The sequence below is a fragment of the Kordiimonas lipolytica genome (assembly GCF_042651265.1).
Lineage (GTDB): Bacteria > Pseudomonadota > Alphaproteobacteria > Sphingomonadales > Kordiimonadaceae > Kordiimonas > Kordiimonas lipolytica.
In genome coordinates, this window is record NZ_JBHSCR010000001.1 from 346,458 (window position 1) to 367,177 (window position 20,720).

At 51.8% G+C, this 20,720-nt stretch carries 27 protein-coding genes; 12 read left to right on the forward strand and 15 right to left on the reverse strand.

Annotated elements, in window-relative coordinates; genetic code table 11:
* Positions 1-28 precede the first annotated feature (28 nt).
* From ACFO5Q_RS01560 to ACFO5Q_RS01580, 5 genes are all read right to left on the reverse strand, one after another.
* Positions 29-373, reverse strand: a complete 345-nt coding sequence (locus tag ACFO5Q_RS01560) for a c-type cytochrome (RefSeq protein ID WP_068150211.1) — start codon at positions 371-373, stop codon at positions 29-31.
* Positions 374-383: 10 nt separating this feature from the next.
* Complete coding sequence (locus tag ACFO5Q_RS01565; RefSeq protein ID WP_068150216.1) at positions 384-677, reverse strand: hypothetical protein; 294 nt, start codon at positions 675-677, stop codon at positions 384-386.
* 17 nt (positions 678-694) lie between these two features.
* Positions 695-1,117: a hypothetical protein gene (locus ACFO5Q_RS01570; RefSeq protein WP_068150220.1), complete on the reverse strand. Its 423-nt coding sequence runs from the start codon at positions 1,115-1,117 to the stop codon at positions 695-697.
* Between the two features lie 3 nt (positions 1,118-1,120).
* Positions 1,121-2,029 carry a carbohydrate porin gene (locus ACFO5Q_RS01575; protein ID WP_068150222.1) on the reverse strand — a complete coding sequence of 303 codons (909 nt, stop codon included), beginning with the start codon at positions 2,027-2,029 and terminating at the stop codon, positions 1,121-1,123.
* A gap of 117 nt (positions 2,030-2,146) precedes the next feature.
* Positions 2,147-2,518 carry a hypothetical protein gene (locus tag ACFO5Q_RS01580; protein ID WP_156432013.1) on the reverse strand — a complete coding sequence of 124 codons (372 nt, stop codon included), beginning with the start codon at positions 2,516-2,518 and terminating at the stop codon, positions 2,147-2,149.
* Between the two features lie 186 nt (positions 2,519-2,704).
* Between ACFO5Q_RS01580 and ACFO5Q_RS01585 the strand changes: the two genes are divergently transcribed.
* The gene (locus ACFO5Q_RS01585) at positions 2,705-3,106 is read left to right on the forward strand and encodes a MerR family transcriptional regulator (protein WP_068150230.1); all 402 of its coding nucleotides are present in this window, start codon (positions 2,705-2,707) and stop codon (positions 3,104-3,106) included.
* Between the two features lie 97 nt (positions 3,107-3,203).
* Here ACFO5Q_RS01585 and ACFO5Q_RS01590 read toward each other — a convergent pair whose 3' ends face one another.
* The 6 genes from ACFO5Q_RS01590 to ACFO5Q_RS01615 form a co-directional block, all read right to left on the reverse strand.
* Positions 3,204-4,022 carry a formyltransferase family protein gene (locus tag ACFO5Q_RS01590; protein ID WP_197421195.1) on the reverse strand — a complete coding sequence of 273 codons (819 nt, stop codon included), beginning with the start codon at positions 4,020-4,022 and terminating at the stop codon, positions 3,204-3,206.
* A gap of 7 nt (positions 4,023-4,029) precedes the next feature.
* Entirely contained in the window at positions 4,030-4,527 is a 498-nt protein-coding gene (locus ACFO5Q_RS01595; protein WP_068150236.1) for a c-type cytochrome, read from the reverse strand.
* Between the two features lie 66 nt (positions 4,528-4,593).
* The gene (locus ACFO5Q_RS01600; RefSeq protein ID WP_068150239.1) at positions 4,594-5,232 is read right to left on the reverse strand and encodes a CBS domain-containing protein; all 639 of its coding nucleotides are present in this window, start codon (positions 5,230-5,232) and stop codon (positions 4,594-4,596) included.
* A gap of 48 nt (positions 5,233-5,280) precedes the next feature.
* Positions 5,281-5,604: a P-II family nitrogen regulator gene (locus tag ACFO5Q_RS01605; protein WP_068150241.1), complete on the reverse strand. Its 324-nt coding sequence runs from the start codon at positions 5,602-5,604 to the stop codon at positions 5,281-5,283.
* Between the two features lie 29 nt (positions 5,605-5,633).
* Entirely contained in the window at positions 5,634-6,170 is a 537-nt protein-coding gene (gene petA, locus ACFO5Q_RS01610; protein WP_068150243.1) for a ubiquinol-cytochrome c reductase iron-sulfur subunit, read from the reverse strand.
* Between the two features lie 402 nt (positions 6,171-6,572).
* On the reverse strand, positions 6,573-7,175 hold the full coding sequence (locus ACFO5Q_RS01615; RefSeq protein WP_068150248.1) for a PAS domain-containing protein: 603 nt from the start codon (positions 7,173-7,175) through the stop codon (positions 6,573-6,575).
* 247 nt (positions 7,176-7,422) lie between these two features.
* Here ACFO5Q_RS01615 and ACFO5Q_RS01620 point away from each other — a divergent pair, with 247 nt between their 5' ends.
* The 3 genes from ACFO5Q_RS01620 to ACFO5Q_RS01630 all read left to right on the forward strand — a co-directional run bounded on the left by ACFO5Q_RS01620 (position 7,423) and on the right by ACFO5Q_RS01630 (position 9,001).
* On the forward strand, positions 7,423-7,848 hold the full coding sequence (locus ACFO5Q_RS01620; protein ID WP_068150250.1) for a response regulator: 426 nt from the start codon (positions 7,423-7,425) through the stop codon (positions 7,846-7,848).
* A 140-nt stretch (positions 7,849-7,988) separates the two neighbouring features.
* On the forward strand, positions 7,989-8,534 hold the full coding sequence (locus tag ACFO5Q_RS01625) for a PAS domain-containing protein (protein WP_197421197.1): 546 nt from the start codon (positions 7,989-7,991) through the stop codon (positions 8,532-8,534).
* A gap of 113 nt (positions 8,535-8,647) precedes the next feature.
* Positions 8,648-9,001, forward strand: a complete 354-nt coding sequence (locus tag ACFO5Q_RS01630; protein WP_156432014.1) for a response regulator — start codon at positions 8,648-8,650, stop codon at positions 8,999-9,001.
* Positions 9,002-9,049: 48 nt separating this feature from the next.
* Here the strand turns inward: ACFO5Q_RS01630 and ACFO5Q_RS01635 are convergent, their stop codons facing one another.
* Together ACFO5Q_RS01635 and ACFO5Q_RS01640 are read right to left on the reverse strand one after the other, a co-directional pair.
* Complete coding sequence (locus ACFO5Q_RS01635) at positions 9,050-9,553, reverse strand: AAA family ATPase (protein WP_068150259.1); 504 nt, start codon at positions 9,551-9,553, stop codon at positions 9,050-9,052.
* A 484-nt stretch (positions 9,554-10,037) separates the two neighbouring features.
* Positions 10,038-10,742 carry a hypothetical protein gene (locus ACFO5Q_RS01640; protein WP_156432015.1) on the reverse strand — a complete coding sequence of 235 codons (705 nt, stop codon included), beginning with the start codon at positions 10,740-10,742 and terminating at the stop codon, positions 10,038-10,040.
* A 141-nt stretch (positions 10,743-10,883) separates the two neighbouring features.
* On the opposite strand from ACFO5Q_RS01640, the gene ACFO5Q_RS01645 reads away from it, so the two are divergent.
* The 6 genes from ACFO5Q_RS01645 to ubiV all read left to right on the forward strand — a co-directional run bounded on the left by ACFO5Q_RS01645 (position 10,884) and on the right by ubiV (position 17,624).
* The gene (locus ACFO5Q_RS01645) at positions 10,884-12,161 is read left to right on the forward strand and encodes a PAS domain-containing sensor histidine kinase (protein WP_068150265.1); all 1,278 of its coding nucleotides are present in this window, start codon (positions 10,884-10,886) and stop codon (positions 12,159-12,161) included.
* 19 nt (positions 12,162-12,180) lie between these two features.
* Positions 12,181-14,067, forward strand: a complete 1,887-nt coding sequence (locus ACFO5Q_RS01650; RefSeq protein ID WP_231727301.1) for a methyl-accepting chemotaxis protein — start codon at positions 12,181-12,183, stop codon at positions 14,065-14,067.
* A gap of 164 nt (positions 14,068-14,231) precedes the next feature.
* The gene (locus tag ACFO5Q_RS01655; protein WP_068150267.1) at positions 14,232-15,116 is read left to right on the forward strand and encodes a helix-turn-helix transcriptional regulator; all 885 of its coding nucleotides are present in this window, start codon (positions 14,232-14,234) and stop codon (positions 15,114-15,116) included.
* 101 nt (positions 15,117-15,217) lie between these two features.
* The gene (ubiT, locus tag ACFO5Q_RS01660; protein ID WP_068150269.1) at positions 15,218-15,745 is read left to right on the forward strand and encodes a ubiquinone anaerobic biosynthesis accessory factor UbiT; all 528 of its coding nucleotides are present in this window, start codon (positions 15,218-15,220) and stop codon (positions 15,743-15,745) included.
* A complete protein-coding gene (gene ubiU / locus ACFO5Q_RS01665) occupies positions 15,742-16,716 on the forward strand; it encodes a ubiquinone anaerobic biosynthesis protein UbiU (RefSeq protein ID WP_197421199.1) in 975 nt (324 codons plus the stop codon). The genes ubiT and ubiU overlap by 4 nt, the downstream gene beginning before the upstream one ends.
* Positions 16,713-17,624: a ubiquinone anaerobic biosynthesis protein UbiV gene (gene ubiV, locus ACFO5Q_RS01670; RefSeq protein ID WP_068150275.1), complete on the forward strand. Its 912-nt coding sequence runs from the start codon at positions 16,713-16,715 to the stop codon at positions 17,622-17,624. Before ubiU ends, ubiV begins: the two co-directional genes overlap by 4 nt.
* Positions 17,625-17,790: 166 nt before the next feature.
* Here the strand turns inward: ubiV and ACFO5Q_RS01675 are convergent, their stop codons facing one another.
* Complete coding sequence (locus tag ACFO5Q_RS01675; protein WP_068150279.1) at positions 17,791-18,489, reverse strand: class I SAM-dependent methyltransferase; 699 nt, start codon at positions 18,487-18,489, stop codon at positions 17,791-17,793.
* Positions 18,490-18,624: 135 nt separating this feature from the next.
* On the opposite strand from ACFO5Q_RS01675, the gene ACFO5Q_RS01680 reads away from it, so the two are divergent.
* Positions 18,625-19,515, forward strand: a complete 891-nt coding sequence (locus ACFO5Q_RS01680) for a sterol desaturase family protein (protein ID WP_068150282.1) — start codon at positions 18,625-18,627, stop codon at positions 19,513-19,515.
* Positions 19,516-19,575: 60 nt separating this feature from the next.
* Positions 19,576-20,049 (forward strand): YybH family protein, encoded by a 474-nt coding sequence (locus ACFO5Q_RS01685; RefSeq protein WP_082719993.1) that lies wholly within the window; start codon positions 19,576-19,578, stop codon positions 20,047-20,049.
* Here ACFO5Q_RS01685 and ACFO5Q_RS01690 read toward each other — a convergent pair.
* The gene (locus ACFO5Q_RS01690; protein ID WP_068150284.1) at positions 20,046-20,720 is read right to left on the reverse strand and encodes a helix-turn-helix transcriptional regulator; all 675 of its coding nucleotides are present in this window, start codon (positions 20,718-20,720) and stop codon (positions 20,046-20,048) included. The two genes, ACFO5Q_RS01685 and ACFO5Q_RS01690, sit on opposite strands and share 4 nt — an antisense overlap.

Below are 20,720 nucleotides of genomic sequence, written 5' to 3' on the forward strand. Positions count from 1 at the left end.
TGGCGGGTGGCTCAAATTCTAATATTCGTCATTTGCCTTTGAATGTTTTGCGGATGTAGGAAAGAATATCGCGAACATCATCCTCGGTCAGGTCCGGGTTGCCTCCGAGAGGAGGCATTGCCATGTCCGCGCCTGGACGATCAACACCTTCCATCACACTTTTCACAAGCGCACTGTTACCCTTTTTTAGGGGCCCAGTTCGCGATGTGAAATCCGGCAACCCGGGAATGGTTGGCTTTCCATTCTCACCATGACACGCGATACAGGTCTCTTCATATTTCTCTTTACCGTTGGCCAAGTCACGTGGTGCGGCTTGCGCAGCAACAGAGAAGGCCGAAATGACAATCAACGATATTGCGGTTTGTTTTTTCATCATTAGGTCCTTACTTGTTGCTGGCCTGAAGAAAGGCTTTGATGTCACGGGCCACATCGCCAGGAATATTTGCCCTCACGCGCATGTGCGTCACATCCACATGCCACTCTTCATCAGAATTGTCCTGGGCACTTTTCATGTTGTGGCACCGCGCACAGGTTTTCGCCCATGCCTTGGCCCCGCGAGCAAATTGCATCGGATCGGGTTTGGGTTTTTGTGTGTCTGCGGAGGCTACGCCTAAGCCCACCATGGACAGAGCGGCGCCCGCGAAAGCAAGGACAACGAAATCACTTTTCTTAAGCATTGTTTATCTCCTGATGCCTAGAAGCCGTATGACAACTGGAACTGAAGACGGGTATCATCTTCACGTTCTTCTGCGATATAATTGCGAAATTCGAGACCGCCTTTGACAACGACCGAAGGAGAGAACCAATAGTTGAGACCCACGTTGAAGCGTTTCTCATTGGTCTCCTCTTCCAGTTCATGGTCCCCGGCAACTTTGAATTCGCCATAGCGAACTACAGGCTCAAGTCTTTGAATAAAGGGAGAATCTGAGATATCAGACAAACGATAAGCCGCCTGTGCATACCATGCTTTCCAGGACAATGCCTCTGGTTCGCCGTGATCATCATCAGCTTCGCCGAAATTCTTGAGGTCCGCTTTCAGGTATTCGGCACGGATATCCCAGTTGCCGCCTGTATAGGCTGTATCGAAGCCCCACAGATCATAGCTACCCTGTCTCAAGTCCTAGAAAACTTCCACTGGCTCATCATGATCATCGACAATCGGCTCTTCACCGTGACCATCACCATCTTCTTCCACTTCAGGTGCAACCTTAGCCGTAAGGAAAGAGCCACCTATTTCCAAGTCGTCAAACGGCAAGAAAGCAAGTCGTCCACTAACGGCTTTGTTGCCATTATCATCTCGGCCAAAGCCCTCAACTTCGACACCACCGTGCCCAGCCCGTGGGCCGTTCCCGACGGCAACAGAATAGGTGAACAAGCGCTCGCCCACGGGGATACCGCCCCGCAGCATCAGCCCCACTTCACTGATTGGCTGGATACCGCCATGACCAAAACCGGCTGGTGCATTTACCGACCGGTTGATCCAACTGGGGTGCAACCTTTCCTGAAATTGGCCAACTGGGCTCAGGAATTTGCCAGCGACCAAAACCGCATTGTCGTGCAGTAAGAAGTCGAGCTGACTATATTCAACCTCAATGTCCGTTTCGCCAGTATTACTGGTTGAAACCTCAAATTCGGATTCGAATAGGACCAAATCCTTATATTGGAAGTGAAACGCTGGGTTAAACTTACCACTCGTAAAAGTGTCAGACTCCTCACCGTCTGTGAATTCAATGCCAACGTCGGCATAACCTGCCAGGTGCCAAGCATTTGGACGGACAGGGTCGGCTGCTTTCTCGGCTTTTTGTGCACGGTTGTCAGCTCGCTCTGCAATCTTCTTGGATTGATCGGCTTGCGTCTTTGTTTCTGCAAGCTGTTGCTTTAAAAGTCTCAACTCTGCCTCAAGCGCGCTCAGCCGCTCAATAAGTTGGGTTTGATCGGCCTGCTGGGCATAAGCAGGTGTGCCCAGGTTGACCGCGGACACAGCACAGGCCATGCTGGCGGCAATGCCCCAGTAAGAAATTGCTCTCATGGCAACTCTCCGAAAACTAAGATAAAACTTGATTCTGTTAGATGGTTAGCCAGCCTCCTCGACCCGAGACACACGGGTTCAAGGTTTGGTTGATAGGGCCGAGGCGACTAGCTGCTATCAGCAAGCTTTCGGGGGATGTGGGGCAACTTCAGGATGAAGCGAATGAGGAATGTGCTCTGAGGGAATCTGGACCTTGTAAGCCTTTGGTGCAGGCACTGCCAACCGTGCCGGTTGCGCCAATACCAGAAGTGGAGTCGGCGCAATATCGTGGTTAGAGACATCTGTCGGCAAATCTTCTGCGCTCATGAAATGGCCGCAAAAAACATCTTCACTTGTTTCGACTTCATCAGCTATTCCAGCAGCATCAAGCGCTTCAAATGACCATGTGCCGTCCCATTGACTAACACAGGCGTCATAACTGGTTTCACCGCTCTTATTTGGCAGCATCCGCGCAGATGCAGGCAGCGCAACCAATGACGCAACAAGCATAAGTCGGAGCATGTAAACCAAATATCTCAAAAGACGAACCTTTCTAACTAGGGAGAAAAGCGTGAAAACTGTATAGCAGCCTTGACCAAAATCAAACGGACAAAAAAATCCTTCTCATTCACTGGATGCAAATGTATTGTATGCGAAAGGGTTCAAGGTACTCAATACTTTTAGAGAGGTATTGCGATGAGTACCCTTGTCAAAATCGGTGAGGCCGCAAAAAATATTGGCCTGCCTGAAAAAACCATCCGCTACTATGAAGATATTGGTCTTGTGAACCCGCTTCGCGCTGAAAATGGGTTTCGCCAGTATCGGCAGTCCGACCTTCAGCTTCTTAGAATTGTTAAAGGCGCCAGACAACTCGGTTTTTCGATAGATGATAGTCGCGCTCTCCTGGACCTGTTTAACAACGACGCGCGGAGTAGTGCGGAAGTTAAGGCGCTTGCAACAAAGCAACTGCTGGAAACCCGAAAGAAAATCGATCGACTGAAAAATCTGGAAGCGAAGCTGCAGCATCTCACGAACCGTTGCCAAGGCAACCACAAGCCCGACTGCGCCATTCTGGATTTCCTCGCTGACCCGCATTAGCAAAACGTAGTACCGAGTAGTTAGGCTAGCGGGAGTGCTCAGGGATTCCGCTAGCCTCCTTCCACGTCCACTGCGGTTCAGATTCACCCCCCCTCCGCTACAGCTCGACCAGGCAATATTTTGGGATACAGATGAACCCATCCCGGTTCGATATGGCCAACATTTCACTATGCTCGAAAAGCAATTCACCAGGGCTTTTCTCGGCATCGTATGGAACAGCTTCGGCGTGAATGACGCGCCAAAATCGATCCTCAAATTTCAAAAACAGTCCAAAATGCCCGAAACGCTTGATACGCTGCTGCAATTCGACCGTCGTCAGATCCGGGTCAAGCAATCGCTCGGTTATGTCGGGCACAGGCCAATAGCTGCCTCCCATCTGAGGTTGCGCATTTGTATAATAGAAATCGATATCACGCAGAAACTGTTCTACTAGCTCCGGCGCCTGCAGATGCATTTTGACCATTAAGCTATTGAGAGTGTCATGTTCTTCCACCCCAACAGCCGTATTTATGATGATATCGCCGCAATCAAATTGGGGTGTTAGTTTGTGAAGTGTTAGTCCGGAATGCTGGTGCTGACCGTGAGTGAAATACGGAAGAGGCGTCGCCCCCCTTCCTTCCGGCAACAAGGAGGTATGCAAGTTGACTCCGTACCTCAGCCCGGAAGGTGTCGGGATTTTATGTTGGTACTCGGCGCTAAAAAATAAGGTCACTCCTTCATCGACCAAAGCCTTCATCTCTTCAGGTAAAGGCAACCCTGTCCGAACTGTCAAACCCAGACGCGTCGCTTTCGCCAGCATGTTCGCCGCAATACCCTCAATGGGATTGACATAAACCGCACATATTTGATGTCCACGTTCGACAAAAACATCGAAGCAGGAGGAAAACATGTCATTACCGAAGTAGGCGAGCTTCATGGCGGAGCTATCCCGGAGGCCTAACACCATCCGGCTGCATCAAATCGTGCCTTTGACGAACATGATCCGGCCAACGGCTTTTGATGTACGAAAGGGTCGCCAATATTTCCCTGTCCGTCAGTATGCCTTCATATGCAGGCATATCACTCTGATAACTTTCATCCCCAACTACTGTGGCGGGGCCATATTTGGTTAGTGCAAACAGCACTGCATCTGGATGGTGCCAGGTATGACCGGTTTCATCATGCGGCGGCGCGGGCAAGCGGCCATTAGGCTTGCGCTCGCGCCAATTTGGCTGCCCCTCCAGGTTTACGCCATGGCATGCCGCACACTGGGCCTGATAGACCTTCCGACCCAAGGCAACCACCTCATGGTCGTTTGGTAATAGTTGGATATCAAGGAGCTGCTTCTCGCTGCCCTCTTGCATCACGACTGCCCAGCCAATGACCAGTAAGGCGACCATCGCGCCCCCAAAAATCCAGGCTTTCATATTTTTATCTGCCATATAGCTGCTACCCTTGATCCGAATATTTGCTTGGCCTGAAAAGTTTATGCAGGCCGCTGATTGGGCTCACGCCCACAATTCCAACACATAGTGCCTGACAACCGCGGACAGGATATCGCTGCGGGTGATGATGCCTTTAGGGATATGGCCGTCGACAATGGGCATGGCGCCGATGCGCCTTTCAACAAAAAGCCGCGTGATAAATCGTAGATCAGTGCTGCACTCGGCCGTCAGAATGTGGGGCGTCATAACTTGGTCGACCGGCGCGCCCAACCGAGCCATGGCCCCTTCAGGCTGGTCGGTTTCAGGCAAGTCGGCCAGATAACGCAAGATGTCCCGCTCAGAAAGAATGCCCACCAGTGGTCCACCCGCTGACGAGACCACGGGAACGTGCCTAAATCCATTTTCCTGCAACAACTGCAACGCCTCAGCGACGGTCGCCTCTGGCGTCACTGTCACAACCGGCCCGGACATCACCTGGTCCGCCATGATCGCTACCGACTGAACCGCTGGATTGGTGCGCGCGGCATAAATGTCGAGCGGAGATCCTCTACCAATTGGTGGGCGGCGCTCCGCCTTGGGCTTTTTGCGCCGAACCGGCTGCACTTTCGCAATCGCTCCGGCTTTCTCGACACCCTGCTTTTTGAACAGATTGCTGGGCGGAACAATCTCGAAACCGTCCAGGGAATAGACCGTAAATGTCATGGCTTTCCTCGTATCTTGACGGGGCTCATCTGTCCCCACGACTGCTCGTTATTCATCCGCAGAGACTTCTTCCCTGTCAGAAATCCGATACAGTCTGCTGACGGGTGTAATGGCAAGTATACCATCGCTGTCGAGCCCCGTATGGGCCGCTTCGAGGATTGCACAGGCAATCCTTTCGCCATCCGCTTCCGGTACATAAAGCTGCAAGCGGGCATATGGCCCCATCCAGTCGTGCTGGTAGAAATTCTTGTAGGCACCATAACCCTTGGTTTCTGAAACACTCAGCCCCGGCACCCCCAACTCCTGCAACCGCTTCTCCACGTCATCAAATTTCAGTTTATGAATGGTGGCTGTAATAGCAACAAAACCCATTTTCTCCTCCTCTCTTGAGGTTGAAATCTTCATCCGATCCGCAAAACGTCCGCGGCAACAAATTGGTAGGGCGGGAGGTCCAGGTTCCTGGGTGCCGGCCCTTTCCTGATCCGCCCCGACGTATCATAGTGCGAGCCATGGCACGGGCAGAACCAGCCGCCATAGTCACCGCGAGAGTCGGTCTCTTTCTGGCCAAGGGGGACACACCCAAGGTGCGTACAAATGCCGATAACAACCAGCCAAGGCTGGTTGATAATCCGGCTCGCATCCGTCTCTCGGTCGACAAGGGCCGCCTCATCGTCATGGCGGGCGGCCGCAATCTCCGTTTTAGTTCGTCGGACAATAAAAACAGGCTTGCCGCGCCATTTGATCGTGACCCGCTCACCGACCGCGATCACGGACAGATCGACATCCACAGACGCCAAGGCAAGAGTATCGGCCGCCGGATTCATGCTATCGATAAAGGGCCAGGTCGCCACAATGCCACCCGTCGCGATGAGAGCACCTGACGCGACATGAAGAAAGTCTCGCCTGGGTAACGCTTGTGTATCGGCATGCGCTGGCATTTGTGCCTCCTTTCATCGTTCCTTCAGCATGAGGCTTCCAGCAACCGGAGGGTCAAACCCTGTTTCAATTTTCCGATACACAAATCTGTGAGTGAATAGAGGCTGTACCGAGGCCTGCAGATCCTAAGGGCCACTTTAGGCGAATTTGAGACGTACCGAAACACTCGATGGATGGCTCAAGCTGACCCCATGTATAGACCGGCTGCCGTTCGCAAGGAAGATGTTCCCCGTCAGGGCTTATGGGAGTTTTCGTGTTGAAAGAGGGGTTTCATGACCTGTCTCCTTTTTGATCAGGAAACAGTTATTCTACTCCCATCAACTGAGTGCACTTTCTGACCCAATTAATTATAGGTACAATAGTGACAAATGCCTCTGACTATAGACTCACTAACGGTGCGATATTCAATCTGCCACGAGGCGACCCAAGTCAAACATCACCGCCTCAACGGGTCCCACCAGGCGTTTGTCTTCAGGTTGATAAAACAGTTTAGCCTCGTTGGTTGAGGCAGCTGAACTATTGGCACACTCTTCAAGATAGCCGCATGACACACAAACGTTTTTGCTACACGCCGAAGCACAGCCCAAAAACAACTGAACGCTTGGATCGGCCTGTTTTAGGAGGCCATAAAAGCCGCATATATCGGTCTTCTCACCTGCTGGGTTTGTCAGTTGAAGGCGCAATCGAAGCACATTGCTTTTGGAAGCGGTGAGTTCCCCACATAGTGAATCCAAGTCTTCTCGAGCCTGTGTACTAAGAAGCGGCAAAATATCCGTGCCCGTTAACGACCTACCGAAAAGATCATCTTGTGCGGTCCCCATTAGAGCTGGCGTCAAAAATTCGTGTGAGGAGTATGCCCAAATAGACAACCAAGGCAGGAATTTGACCATCTCCTTAGGGTCAACACGTGCCTTTTCTGGCCTCTCCCCTTTATACATCAAGGCCTTATAGTATCTCAAAAATTCTTGAAACAGAAAATAAGCTGATCGCGCCTGACGTCTGCTCATATTCTGACACCAATTCCTGCCTGCCCCAAGACACTGGCCGACTGGCAACATTCTGCTTTAATTGCGGTCATTTATTGCTCGCTCTTGTTTTCAATCCTACACCTACTCAGGTCGATGTGATGAGCGGTCAACTCATCGCAATACAAAATTCATGAACTTGCCCTATTGTTATTGAAATACTCATCTGCGACAGCTTTGATACCAATGCCCAAGCATCGCATTGCTCTACTATAGAGGTGATCATTTAATGGAAAGTTACGTCAAACATCAGCGCGATGTGTTTGCAGGACATTCAATCTTGGCAATCGATGATGAGCCGATCATTCGTGAATTACTGAACCGGCTGCTTAAAGACCTGGGGTTTGAGCACGTCGAATGTGCGGCTGATGGATCAGAGGCTCTCCGGAAGCTCGACAAATCGCGCTTCGACCTAATTCTTTGCGATATTCTCATGAAGCCTATGAATGGCATTGAATTTGTCAGGACATTAAGAAAATCAGCGCCTGTCAGATATGATTCCAGCAAAGCGTCCACGCCCGTCGTGTTTCTGACAGGCAGCACCGAACAAGAGCATATCAAAGGGGCGAAGGAGGTTGGCGCAAAAGGCTACATCGTCAAGCCCATTGATGCCGCAATCATGCGAGATAGGTTAGCCAGATTCTTCCGCAGATAATTTGGAAGGCCCCCAACGTTAGTACCAAGCTAAATACATGTTAGGACAGGTGAGCTTTCATGAGGACATTCCCCTCTTCCTGTTTGGCTTCCAAGCTTGACACAGCTCAACCTAAACTCCAAAAGGTGGCCGGGGCATGTATGGAAATCAAGTTTATCAAGAAGTCTGAATTTCAACCGGCGGGGCATCACAGCCTGCTGTGGCAGTACTGGCGTACCCTTTATAGGGAGGCCCGTAATGATATCCCGCTGCGAACATCGTTGCGACCAGATCAAATAGCATCTCTGATACCCTACTTGACCATCCTCGACATGATCGATGAAGATACTGTCTCGATCCTCTTGATTGGCAGTGCGCACGACCAGATGTGGAGCCGAAACATTATCGCCGACAATTTTCTCGACCACCTCTCTGGCGAGGCTCGACAGAAATACAAAGACCTCTTTATCTCGCTCAAAAATTACAGGCTGGGCTGCGTAACCGAGGAGGTTGTAACAACGGCCAGCGGTACGACACTTCGTTGTAGCGGACTTCTCCTGCCCCTTAGAGCTAACACGGGAGAGACAACAGCTTCAGTTGGTTACTTCACCTATGAAGGTATAGAAGAGGACTTCCAGGACCTAATGAGAAATGGCCCTTCTGACCGGTGCATTGAAAATGTAACCTTCATATCAATGGACGATTGACAATTCACTTCCGATTAAGTCTTTTGCGCTAGCTTCCCACGTCAAAATCCAACTTGCGGTGACCCACGATGGCTTCTCGGCACACATTTTCTGACGTTTCAGTTCTAGTATGCGTGTCCGATGACGAAGAACGTGCGCTCCTCACAAACATCCTCTCTCTCTTGGGCAACACAACAGTCACTGAAGCTACCAACGAACAGAAAGCTTTCAGCGCTCTTTCGGGAGGCAAGCTTGATATGATCTTTTTGCGCTTAGGCCATCTGGAACCAGATCCTCAGCAAGTTCTTGGTAAGATATTTGCGACCCAATCAGACGCTGCACTCTTTGTCTTTTCTGCAGAAGGTTTCTCATGTGACGCTTTTGAAAAGCAAGCGCAAACATATGGCCTTAGGGTCGCAGGATGCTTTGCTGAACCTTTCAGCCTCAGTGCCCTCGCGGGGCGCATCGTTGATTTCAATCCGCAATAGCAGTGCGTGACCCTTACTAGAGCGATCAAGCGTCGTACCATGGAACGGCTATGACCAATCAATCTTTGACATAAGTTCGAACACGCTCGCAGGAATCTTTTTCTGAGCGGTATCGACACGAATAGGAGGCCTATTCCAGTCATCGAATTGCTGTTCCTGAATCTGTTCCCAAGTTAGGGCGCCTTCGCCCACTGCATAGTCTGCCTGGCCTTCAACGCGGGAACGATGGACATCTACGTCCGAGCAAACTACTTCGACATTCTGAAGCTTGGCACCCTGCTCCTCAGCCAAACGTGTCCATTCATCTCGGGTGGCCTGCACGGGATTGCAACAATCAACCACGACATTGTGCCCTAACGCCAGGTTATCTTCAGCTAGTCGATAAACGAATTGATAGACGCCGCTTAGGTCTGCCGCACTTCCCAATTCACCAAGTGTTGTTTGAATTGTATCGATCTGGATATAGGCTGCACCGGTTTCTCGGCAAATAGCTTTTGCTAACGTCGACTTCCCGACCCCAGGCAAACCCGAAAAAATCACCAGAGTGGACATGGTATACTTCCTAGTTTAGTGCCATCTGCACGTCACGGCTCGGCTTTCTTGCGACCGCCAAAAAATTATTAACAATAACAGTATGTTAATATTGTGCCGTGTTCTATTTACACCGTCAACTATGCACGATATCCAATCACAAATTCTCTTGAGCGCTGCAGAAAAACTGCATATGGCTAATTCCCCTACCGGAACCTCGACGTAAAGCATGAATCCGTGAAAGAATTCTCCTCCGAACTAGCTCTGCTTATACTCTTGCTTTTGTCAACAGGAGGCATCTTGATGCGCCGCGTTCAGCGTCGCAGATATAGGTGCCGTCGATGTGGACACATCTTTCGCTTAAGGATTGCCGATCGCTTCAGTTTGATAAGACAAAAATTTACATGTTCAGGATGCAAAATACCGCGCAATTGGTCAAAGCTCGAGAGAATCTGACATAGAGCCACAGAAGCGACTTGCCCTCTACAAACTGGCAAGAAAGGCGTCATGGCAGCGGGGCCAGATATTGATCAAGAAATGCCTGCCCACCCAGCCTCTTGACGGCAGCCTCGAGAGCTTTAGCCTCTACACCAAATTGCTGTGCCAAAACATGATAAACCTTGATCTCCTTCAATGGAGACGCCTTAAGGTTTGCTGTCATATATTGCTTCACTTCCGGCCACATTCCGGCATCTAGAATAATGAAGTCCGCCCGTTCCTTTGCCAGCAGATCGTGCATGGTTTTGAAGCCGGGGAGGGGTAGTGGTGTTGCTTGCCACTGGTGCAACATCGCCTCCGCCCACTTTGCACCAGAGCGGAATCCGACGACCTTGCCCTCGAAGGAGCCTGACCCATCTGCACCTTCGGATTTTAGCCATACGGCGATCAACGATATTTTCCCGAGATAGATATTGTGGCTATTCAGCTTTGTACCATACGCCTTGACCCAAAGGGTCGTCCTCGCAGCCTGGCCATCCAAAAGATCACGCTGCATCAATTCGTGCGCCCGTGACAGTGACACATCAACAATTCGCAGACAAAGCCCAGCTTGGTCATATAGCGCCTTCAACATTGGGTCGAGTGATCGGTTCAGGCCGTCATCTGAATAGCTGGCAATTTTGAGGCAAGCGCCATTGTCCCAAGTCGGCTCCGCGTTGACGGCCCCATCACGGGGCACCAATTCTCCATACAGCAACATGGCTACTGCCATCCATATGAAAGTCCGGTGTCGCATCGCAGAACTATGGCTCAAAATGGTTGAGCAATCCCTAAAAGCCCTACCCACAGGAACAACTCCATACTCCCCAAATGGGTAGGAAGAAAAACTTTCTAACGATGTCACAATGTAAGTATGAAATTATTTGATCGCGAGCTGGATACTTCTTCTAACGAGGCCTTTGCAACGTCCACAACCGACAAACCCTCTGCTCCCCTCCTGAAATTACTCAAGGACAATCTCCTCGATTTTTCCTCAGACGCAGTCTTCATCTGCGATGACACCTTCCGTTTCTGCTACATCAATTCTGCAGCAACCAACTTGACCGGTTTTTCCTCAAGTGAGCTTCTTGGACAGCCGGTCGACCTATTGCTGCCGGAAACTCTAAGATCCAGTCACCGAGAGCAGATGGTATCATTCGCGGCTGTCGAGGGCATTTCCCGAAGCATGAACCGGCAACGCCAGATTTCCTGCCAGACAAAGGACGGGGCTATTGTCAAGACATCCGGGGCACTGACAACGATGACCCAAGACGGGAAACGCTTCTTCGGCGTCGTTTTGAGGGATCAGACCGAACGCGACGAGCTGCTAGCCAAGCTTGAAAGAAAGGAACGGGCACTCAGCCTTGCCTTGCAGAAAGCCCAGTTGGCCATCTCGGCGCGGTCGCATTTCCTGTCCAAAGCGAGCCATGAGCTTCGGACGCCGCTAAACGCTATTCTCGGCTTCAGCCAACTTCTTGCGAACTGGCAAGGGCCTCCTTCCGAAGAGATGGCCCGAGACTACGGGCAATACATCCTTGGTAGCGGTGAGACATTACTGCATGTGGTCAATCAAATACTGGAATTCAGCGAACTCAACAGCGATTATGCGGACCCCAATCTGCAATCGTTTGCTCTTGAGGATCTACTAGAATCCGTTGCAACAGCATTTGGCCCCAAAGCCGAAGAGGCCAAGATCAACCTGAGGCTAGAGGTCATCGATGGAGCTGACAGTTTCATTGACTATCCAAGAATGTGGAGAGCCCTATCGAACGTCATCGACAATGCTATCCGCTACACAGCCGCCGGCGGCAACGTAACCTTGAGCCTAGAAAAAACTGCCAAGGGAATTCCTGTCATCAACATTGAAGACACAGGTCAAGGTATTGCACGCGACCGGCTAGTAGCGATCACCAAACCTTTCGAATTGTCTGCAGATAGCCCACACGGTGTTTCGAACGGGATAGGGCTAGGCCTTGCCACGGCTAAGACAATCGTCGCGATGCACGGTGGTCGGCTACGCATCAGAAGCAAGCCAGCTCGCGGCACCACCGTATCCATTTCACTTCCTGACATCGACCCGTTAACCCGCCAAAAAACCGAGCACGACAGCAATCCGGCCGACAAAAAGAACCGGACAATCTTCTATATCTAAATCCCTGGGAAGGACCAACATGTTTGATATTATTCGGAAAAAACCTCCATCTTCACAATCCACAAAGCTTCCGGCTGGCCTGAATGCCTCAAGCCTCATAGGAACGATGTGTGCATCACAAGCCATGATTTCCTTTGACCCAAATGGGGTTGTCGTGGATGCTAACCCTACATTTCTCTCGCTAATGGGCTATGGCCTTGAAGAGATCGTCGGAACCCACCACAGCAAGTTTGTGGACAAGAAATTTGCAGCAAGCCCAAAGTATCGCGAGTTTTGGGATGAGCTCAATCATGGCGTCTATCAGTCAGGCATCTTCAAGCGCCATACAAAATCAGGTGATGTCGTATGGCTGCAGGCCGTCTATCTGCCTCAAATGGGTTCAGACGGCAAACTTGAACGCGTTGTCAAATTCGCGACCGATTATAGCGAAACCCAAGACCGCAACATCGATGCTCTCGGGAAAGTGGCCGCCATGGACCAATCCCAGGCGGTGATTGAGTTCGAGCTGGACGGCACTATTATCACAGCCAACGAAAACTTCCTTTCCACCGTGGGCTACGAGCTTAGTGAGATTCAGGGGAAGCATCACAGCATCTTTGTGGACCCTGCCTATAGCAAATCCCCAAAATATGCAGAGTTTTGGGATAAGCTCAGAGCGGGTGAGCACCTAACCTCCGAATACCGACGCGTTGGCAAAGCTGGCAAGGAAATCTGGCTGCAGGCCAGTTACACGCCAATATTGGATGCTGACGGCAAACCTATAAAAGTCGTCAAATTCGCCACAGACATAACCGCCCAGAAGCTGAAAAATGCCGACTATGAGGGCAAGATTGAAGCCTTGAACAAGGCTCAGGCGGTGATCGAGTTCGAACTGGATGGCACCATCATTGCTGCGAACCAAAATTTCCTCGAAGCGGTTGGGTATGAGTTGGAAGAGATTGTTGGCAAGCATCATTCAATGTTCGTGGATGGTACCTACAAGGGATCAACCGAATACAAAAATTTCTGGATTGCACTTGGAAGCGGCGAGTTTCGATCCGGGGAATATCAACGGGTCGGAAATGGTGGCAAAGAGATTTGGCTGCAGGCCACCTACAACCCGATCTTCGATCCCTCAGGCAAGCCTTTCAAGGTCGTAAAATTCGCGAGTGATATCACCTCTATGGTGTTGGCGCGAAAGGAAAGAGAACGCGTAGGCGCCCAGGTTGATAAAAATTTGGAAGAGATCGTCTCCAGCGTAGGGACCGCCAACGAACGCGCGGGATTGGCGGCCTCTGCCTCAACTGAAACCGAAGCAATGGTACAGACCGTCGCGTCCGCGGCGGAAGAACTCAATGCCTCTTTCCGCGAGATTGCCGAAAGCGTGGCACTGGCACGGAATGCGGTCGACAAAACGTCTGGCGAAACCCGAGCTGCAGACAAATCTACCAAGACCCTTAGCGAGGCTGCCGAAGCCATGAACAAGATTGTTGTTCTGATTGAGGATATTGCCTCCCAAATCAACCTCCTCGCCCTCAATGCGACTATTGAATCGGCCCGAGCAGGTGAAGCCGGCCGAGGTTTCGCGGTTGTTGCCAGCGAGGTTAAAAATCTGGCAACACAAGTAGCAACCGCTACTGGCCAAATCTCAGATGAGATTGCTCGCATGCAGGATGTATCAAGCGAAGTGGTTGAGCGCCTTGTTGGGATCAACGGTGCCGTGGGCGATCTTCAGGGAAGCGTCACGGGTATTGCTGGCGCGATTGAGGAACAGAGCGTTGTGACGCAGGAGATCTCATCAAACATGCAAACAGCCGCTGGTGCCGTTGCGGAGATAAACGAAAACCTGAATGATCTGTCCCACAACATTAACTCTGCAAACAACCTCGCAAACGAAGGCATCGACCTGTACCGACGCCTGGAATAGCCTTTGCGCGCTCCTTCCCAGGGTGTGCTGCCCTCTCTGTCAACCATCTAGGTGGTTCGACAGAGAGGGCTCCTTCTTGTCAACCGATGAGTTTACGCTTTCTAAACGATAGGTCTGGATAATAATGTCGTACGCTTGGGGGCGCCAAAATGGACCGATACTGAATGCTAGATCAGGCCAAGACATCTGAAAATCTGGCGCTAGCCTATAACCAACATGTCAGTACTGTTGTTAGTTCCCTTTGGGCACAATATGCATTGGAAGCCCGGGGCCCCGAAGGCCTACAGATGCTTTTTAGGGACATTTTGCCTGAGGGACTTGGCAATAGTTCAAAATTCCACATGAATGACAGCCCGGTAGGCTATCCCTTCTTTGTGCAAGAAGGAAACTGGTTCCCAAATCACCTGTGCCTGAAGTTTTACGAAAACCTCTGCAGTATCGAACCAGATCTTTTTGAGGTTGGCCGCCGGGTGGCCGGCTTTTCGTTGAAGAAACGCAACATAATCGAACTGCGTCTGCTCAATCTTGCCCGTGCATCCCTTATTCTTAGAAACATTGCACGCGTCAATGCCCGCTTTGCCAAAAACAAGAAGCCAAAGATCACCTTCCTTGGCAAAGAAAGAGGTGACCTGAGACTCAATTACCTCGAGGGTTTCCGCCATACAGAAAAAAGTACGGACTACTATCGGGGTTTTATTGTGGGGGTGCTGGAGTTCATGGGCTTTCGAGATCTGAAGTCTGAAATTGTCTCCGACAGCTTTCCCCAGGAAGGTGGCGGTGTCACAGACCTGTCCTTCACATGGGAGAAAAAGAGCTTTCCACAGCGACTGAAGCTCCGCCCCCCATCAAAGAGACTGACTATTCGCGAACGAGAAATCGTCCGCCTTTTGACTGAAGGCTTCACGCTAAAGGAAATCTGCTATCTGGAAGATATCAGCTACGAGACAGTAAAATTTCACTTGGCCAACGCACGGAAGAAACTACATTGCCGGACCAGCGAGGAGCTAGTTGCCAAGTTTGTCGCGATTGATTTGGGGCATGAGCTATGATCATACTGCCTTAGCGGTCCAATTCTGGTCAGTTTGATTTGCGTCAAGGCGTACACAGCACATCCCACTAGTGTGCCTGCAGTACAACAGTGGAATCAGACATGCATATAGATTTCTTTCGCAAGGCCGCACCGATTGCCGCAAGGTCGATCCGCATCCTGCCCCTTCCCCCGGCCAACCTGGCTTTGTCTTTACTGGTCAAGCGCATGTCACGCAGGCATGCGAACATACTTGAGCGGCTGCAGCCAATTGCAGGCAGGCTATTCTCGATCCAGATCACCGACCTTGGGGTGGCGCTCCTGCTGACAGTACACAGCCATGCTGTGGCTGTGAAAGTCGTGCGGCAAGCGCCCCCCTGCGATGTCGGTATTGAAGGAACTTTGTCTGTTCTTTTCGCCTTACTTGAAGGTGATCTGGACGGTGATTCCCTTTTCTTTTCCCGCGACCTGCAAGTGGACGGTGATACAGAAGCCCTTTTAACACTAAGGAACGCTCTGGACAGTGAGGACTTCAGCCTGAAACGCGAGCTTCTGAATATCTCAGGTCCGATCATTCCAGCTGCACAGCGTATCTTTGAGGCACTGGCTCCTGCCCACCCAGGCGCTCTGAAATCGGGAGGCAGACCTTGACCAAGCTTGAACTTGTATGCCCTGCGGGCACACCTGCGGCGCTAAGAACGGCAGTTGATGCCGGCGCCGACGCCGTTTATATGGGTTTCCGCGATGAAACCAATGCAAGGAATTTTCCCGGCCTGAACTTTTCGCGGAAAGAGCTTTCTGAAGCGCTTACCTATGCACACGCACGTGGCGCTCAGGTTTTCCTCGCCGTTAACACATATGCGAAGGCGGGAAACCCGACACCTTGGCATGAAGCAATCAATTCCGCAGCAGAACTGGGCGTGGATGCCCTGATCCTGGCAGATATAGGCCTATTGGACTATGCTAGGCACACCTTCCCTAACCTCCGCCTGCATCTTTCGGTTCAAGCATCTGCATCAGACCCGGCATCAATAAACTACTATGTCGAACGCTTCGGTATTCGCCGCGTCGTCCTGCCGCGCGTCCTCACAGTACCAGAGATTGGAAAGCTTAACAGTCAGATACCCATTGAAACGGAAGTCTTTGCCTTTGGCGGTATGTGCCCGATGGCCGAGGGACGTTGCACACTGTCGTCCTATATCACAGGTAAGTCGCCAAACCGGAACGGCGTGTGCTCACCTGCAAGCCATGTATATTACGCACAGACTGACGAAGGCCTGACAAGCAAGCTGGGAGGCTTCACGATCAACCGGTTTAGGATCGATGAGCCCGCGGGCTATCCCACCCTGTGCAAGGGGCGGTTCAAGTCCGGCGGAAAAACACGCTATCTATTCGAGGAACCTACCAGCCTAGACATTACCCCTATCTTGCCTGACTTGCTGGCTGCGGGTGTCACTGCTCTCAAGATCGAAGGACGCCAACGCAGCAAGGCCTATGTTCGTGATGTGGTCACTGCCTTCCGCGCCGCTATCGACGGCACGCCCGAATTCACGCAATGCGTCGGCCACCTATCTGAAGGCAGCCAGAACACTACAGGCGCGTATGGGAAGAAATGGTTATGACACAAAATGCCCCCACCCTTTCACTAGGTCCGCTTCTGTTCAACTGGCCAGCGGAGAATATGCGTGATTTCTATTTCCGAATCGCTGACGAGGCGGACTTGGACATTGTCTATTTCGGTGAGGTTGTTTGCGCCAAACGCCGTCCGTTCCAACTGCCCTTCTATGAGGCTATCCTCGAACGACTGGCGCGCGGCGGCAAGCAGGTGATCCTGTCAACGCTCCAGTTGGTGATGGACACCAAGGACCAACAGGCGGTCGCAGACATGGTGGCTTTCACGGGCGACTATCTGGTGGAAGCCAATGACCTGTCGTCCTGCGCGGCACTCGCCGGGAAGCCCCACGCACTAGGGCCGTCCGTAAACATTTATAATGAAGACACACTCAGATATTTCGAGGGTGAAGGTGCCACCCGTATCTCTCTCAATGCCGAACTGCCGGTTGACAGCCTACAAGCCCTGGCGGACGTCGCCACCGTGGACCTTGAGGTGCAAGCTTTCGGTCGTGCACCGCTTGCTATTTCCGCCCGCTGCTTTCATGCCCGCACGCATGGCCTGGCGAAAAACGGTTGCCAGTATGTATGCGAAAAAGATCTCGATGGCTTGGCGGTTGACACGCTTGATGATCAACCGTTTCTGGCAGTTAATGGCTTGCAGACCCTGTCACAAGCCTATTTGTGTCTACTGGAAGAAATCCCAGCGTTGCAGGATATGGGCATTATAGGCCTGCGCCTATCACCCCATAGCTGCGACATGGTTAAGGTGTCAGAAATATACCGCGCTCGTGCGGCCAGGCGGTCTAGCGCCACAGAAACACTGGAAGCTCTGAAAGCCGTCCTGAATGGCCAACCACTCGCGAACGGCTTTTTCCATGGTGAGGAAGGACTTAAGTACGTCGCATCACATATCTGAGCTCCGCCATGTTTGCCTAGGGCGGGCTATACCGAAAAACCTGCCATCCGGCTTCGGCAATACGAGCCTCCTTACACTGAAGGTATGAGATTGGATGTTTTTGCCTTGGGCTCAAGCATCCACATAGGCGGGACTGGCGAGAGCGAGCAAAGCAGTTACTGGATAATTAGTTGCACCTATTTGCGGAATATTGCCAGATTGTGCCGAACATTGTGTTCAGCAATGGTTTTGCGTATATCTGCGAGAAGCTGGTTTCTTCAAGCATGTCGGGTAAGTTTCCCTTCGCATTATCTCGGGTGACGGCCAACCCGTCAAGCAAGCGCACCAGCCAGAAGGCGGCTCTGAGGAACACATTCGCCCCGGGGCCCCAGTCGATCAACACAAATCGACCGCCCGGTCGCAGCAACGCCTGAACGGACTTAAGCGCCCGCTGTTTTTGATCATGGGTCAAATGATGAAACACGAGGCTGGAGGTCACACAATCGAAGCGGCCAATATCTTGCTGTGGAAGTGAGGCGGCGTCCGTCACATTGACGTCTCGAAACGTGACTGCAGATACCTCACTTTGGAGCCCCATCTTATTGAGTGCGATCTCCAGAACCTCAGGATCGATATCATATCCGGTGACACTACTTCTTGGCTCAGTCTGCGCTATTGCGAGGGACAACTCACCCGTGCCACACCCGAGGTCCAAAATGGCTTCTCCAGGCTCTGGCGCTATCGCATCGACAGACAATCTCCGCAGTACACTGCCACGCGTAAAATATTCGATGACCAAGTCATAAACGCCTGTTGCCCACTTGTAGCGAAGGGCGGGAACAAAGCCCTCGGGCTCGCCCTTTTCTTGCTCTGCAGTCTTCGACATTGCCGGCTCCTGGACTGAAATCCTGAATGACACACTAGGTGAACGACCGACGTACGGGCTTGAATAAATGGCCATTTATTCAAGCTGCTTCGGTCTCCAATCGTTATTTCTGCCCTGAACAAAGGAGAGAGATCGATGTTTGTTTTGAAAGAGTTGATCAAGGTGAGCTATGTGCCATTGATGCTTGGCGGCTTTTTGGCTGCCGCACTCTACGCCATTGCAGGCGGTTACGGTTATGGCGCGCTGTTGGTACTGCTACCGCTTGCCATTGGCATATCGTTTGGGTTGGAGCGCCTTGTGCCATACGAGAAACAATGGAACCAAGACCATGGGGATAGCTGGCGAGACGCGGTTCACGCCCTTGTAAATGAGGTTGCGAATGCTTCGTCGGTGGCTTTGCTGCCTTTGATTGTCGCCATCGTACCCGGACTTGATATTTGGCCCACCAACTGGCCCATATGGGGGCAACTGTTGCTCGCCATCCTGATTGCTGATTGCGGCATCACTTTGGTGCATTATGCAAGTCACATCAATCCTACCCTGTGGCGCTTCCATGCGGTTCATCACAGCGTCAAACGCATGTATGGCTTTAACGGCTTGATGAAACACCCGCTTCATCAAGCGATTGAAACGCTCGGCGGCACATGTCCTTTGATTCTGATGGGAATCCCGCTGGACATTGCAGCCCTGCTCGCCTTCGCGGTCGCCATCCAGCTACTCCTGCAGCATAGCAATGTGGACGTGAAAATCGGGCCGCTTCGCTATATATTGGCGCTCTCGCCCCTACACCGGTTTCACCACATCAAGTGGCCTGTGGAGGGCGACGTGAACTTCGGCCTGTTCACCACAATTTGGGACCGGATGCTGGGGACAGCCGTATATGACGCCAAGCGTCGCTTCTCCTCAAATGACCTGGGCATCGGCAAGGAACCCGACTATCCGGACGGCTACCTGGCACAGTTGACCCGGCCGTTTAAAGCGCCCTCTAAAACAGAAGCAGCAGTTCCAAAACAGCCTGTAGAATGAGTTGCCATATACCACAAAAACCCTTTAGTATCAGTGCCGTAAGAAAAAGGGAGGGATAGAGTGAGAACACTAATCTGTGCGGCACTGATCGCCATCGGGTCAACGTCCGTTTTCGCGTCTGTTGATGACGAAAAAGCGATCAAAGAGATCATCGCCGCCATCGAATATGGTTGGGAAAACGGTGATGGGACACCGTTCCGAAAGTACTTCCTCGATTTTGAAGGCGCCCGCTATGTAGAGTCCGGCGGTCAGAATGAAGGATTGGACGACCTGGTAACCAACCATGTGGAACCGGAGAAAGATGCCCTTGAATATCTGCACCTCGATTTCTCGGATATCGAAATTCATTTCGAGGGCGGCTTTGCCTGGGCGGTCGCCGACACACGCGTCAAAGGCAAGGTCAGGAAAAATGGGCACGAGTTTGATAAGGCCGGGCGCCAAACATTCCTGTTCCGCTTGGTAGAGGGCGACTGGAAAGTGGTGCACACCCATTCTTCAAGCCGCGACTATAGGCCAAAGAAGCACGAACACTAGACAGCTGGCGTTTCCGCAACTGTCATCTGGATCTTTAAAACGCTATCTGTGGGGGAGACACCAAATGTCTCCCTCATTGTTCTTGAGAAATGGGCAGAATCCGCAAAGCCTGCCTTGTGGGCAGCTTGGGTTGCATCTGCCCCCGCGCCAATCTCGGCAACCGCAACATTTAGGCGCCGCCACAAGACATACCGCCGAAGCGGCATACCGATGATGGCGCGGAACAGTTTCGTAAAACTGCTTTTAGACATGCCAGCGGCACACGCGACCATATCCTGCGTGACTTTGCCGCCAAGCCCGTCGTCGATGGCTTCGAGGGCGCGAATCATCCTCGTGTCATCAATGGTGGCTTTTCGCCGCCGCAGCGCTGAAAGCCACTCGGGAAGAGCTCTACTCTCTCCCTCGTTTCCTTCCAGCAAGGTTGGCTCAATATAAAGCAGATTAAGCGGCTGCTGGCTTGGCGCCAACATGTGCTTTGCGTTTGATGGGATGTCGAGGAAACGCCCCGTTATCTGGCGATCATCCAGTGTAACGGTTGCGTCGCAGGCCTCAGAAAAGACTAGCTGGACAGGATAATGGGCATGGAAAGTCGTGTCGCCGGCGAGCCCATGATAATGCGCCCACCCTTGCGCGAGCAGGAGTTCGCCTTGCCATTGTTTGCTGCTCTTCAC

Bases quoted from the DNA above. Each gene is read 5' to 3' on its own strand.
- ACFO5Q_RS01560 (WP_068150211.1), bottom strand. From the start codon at position 373: ATGAAAAAACAAACCGCAATATCGTTGATTGTCATTTCGGCCTTCTCT.
- ACFO5Q_RS01565 (WP_068150216.1), bottom strand. From the start codon at position 677: ATGCTTAAGAAAAGTGATTTCGTTGTCCTTGCTTTCGCGGGCGCCGCT.
- ACFO5Q_RS01575 (WP_068150222.1), bottom strand. From the start codon at position 2,029: ATGAGAGCAATTTCTTACTGGGGCATTGCCGCCAGCATGGCCTGTGCT.
- ACFO5Q_RS01580 (WP_156432013.1), bottom strand. From the start codon at position 2,518: ATGCTTGTTGCGTCATTGGTTGCGCTGCCTGCATCTGCGCGGATGCTG.
- ACFO5Q_RS01585 (WP_068150230.1), top strand. From the start codon at position 2,705: ATGAGTACCCTTGTCAAAATCGGTGAGGCCGCAAAAAATATTGGCCTG.
- ACFO5Q_RS01590 (WP_197421195.1), bottom strand. From the start codon at position 4,022: ATGAAGCTCGCCTACTTCGGTAATGACATGTTTTCCTCCTGCTTCGAT.
- ACFO5Q_RS01595 (WP_068150236.1), bottom strand. From the start codon at position 4,527: ATGGCAGATAAAAATATGAAAGCCTGGATTTTTGGGGGCGCGATGGTC.
- ACFO5Q_RS01600 (WP_068150239.1), bottom strand. From the start codon at position 5,232: ATGACATTTACGGTCTATTCCCTGGACGGTTTCGAGATTGTTCCGCCC.
- ACFO5Q_RS01605 (WP_068150241.1), bottom strand. From the start codon at position 5,604: ATGGGTTTTGTTGCTATTACAGCCACCATTCATAAACTGAAATTTGAT.
- petA (WP_068150243.1), bottom strand. From the start codon at position 6,170: ATGCCAGCGCATGCCGATACACAAGCGTTACCCAGGCGAGACTTTCTT.
- ACFO5Q_RS01615 (WP_068150248.1), bottom strand. From the start codon at position 7,175: ATGAGCAGACGTCAGGCGCGATCAGCTTATTTTCTGTTTCAAGAATTT.
- ACFO5Q_RS01620 (WP_068150250.1), top strand. From the start codon at position 7,423: ATGGAAAGTTACGTCAAACATCAGCGCGATGTGTTTGCAGGACATTCA.
- ACFO5Q_RS01625 (WP_197421197.1), top strand. From the start codon at position 7,989: ATGGAAATCAAGTTTATCAAGAAGTCTGAATTTCAACCGGCGGGGCAT.
- ACFO5Q_RS01635 (WP_068150259.1), bottom strand. From the start codon at position 9,553: ATGTCCACTCTGGTGATTTTTTCGGGTTTGCCTGGGGTCGGGAAGTCG.
- ACFO5Q_RS01640 (WP_156432015.1), bottom strand. From the start codon at position 10,742: ATGGCAGTAGCCATGTTGCTGTATGGAGAATTGGTGCCCCGTGATGGG.
- ACFO5Q_RS01645 (WP_068150265.1), top strand. From the start codon at position 10,884: ATGAAATTATTTGATCGCGAGCTGGATACTTCTTCTAACGAGGCCTTT.
- ACFO5Q_RS01650 (WP_231727301.1), top strand. From the start codon at position 12,181: ATGTTTGATATTATTCGGAAAAAACCTCCATCTTCACAATCCACAAAG.
- ACFO5Q_RS01655 (WP_068150267.1), top strand. From the start codon at position 14,232: ATGCTAGATCAGGCCAAGACATCTGAAAATCTGGCGCTAGCCTATAAC.
- ubiT (WP_068150269.1), top strand. From the start codon at position 15,218: ATGCATATAGATTTCTTTCGCAAGGCCGCACCGATTGCCGCAAGGTCG.
- ubiV (WP_068150275.1), top strand. From the start codon at position 16,713: ATGACACAAAATGCCCCCACCCTTTCACTAGGTCCGCTTCTGTTCAAC.
- ACFO5Q_RS01675 (WP_068150279.1), bottom strand. From the start codon at position 18,489: ATGTCGAAGACTGCAGAGCAAGAAAAGGGCGAGCCCGAGGGCTTTGTT.
- ACFO5Q_RS01680 (WP_068150282.1), top strand. From the start codon at position 18,625: ATGTTTGTTTTGAAAGAGTTGATCAAGGTGAGCTATGTGCCATTGATG.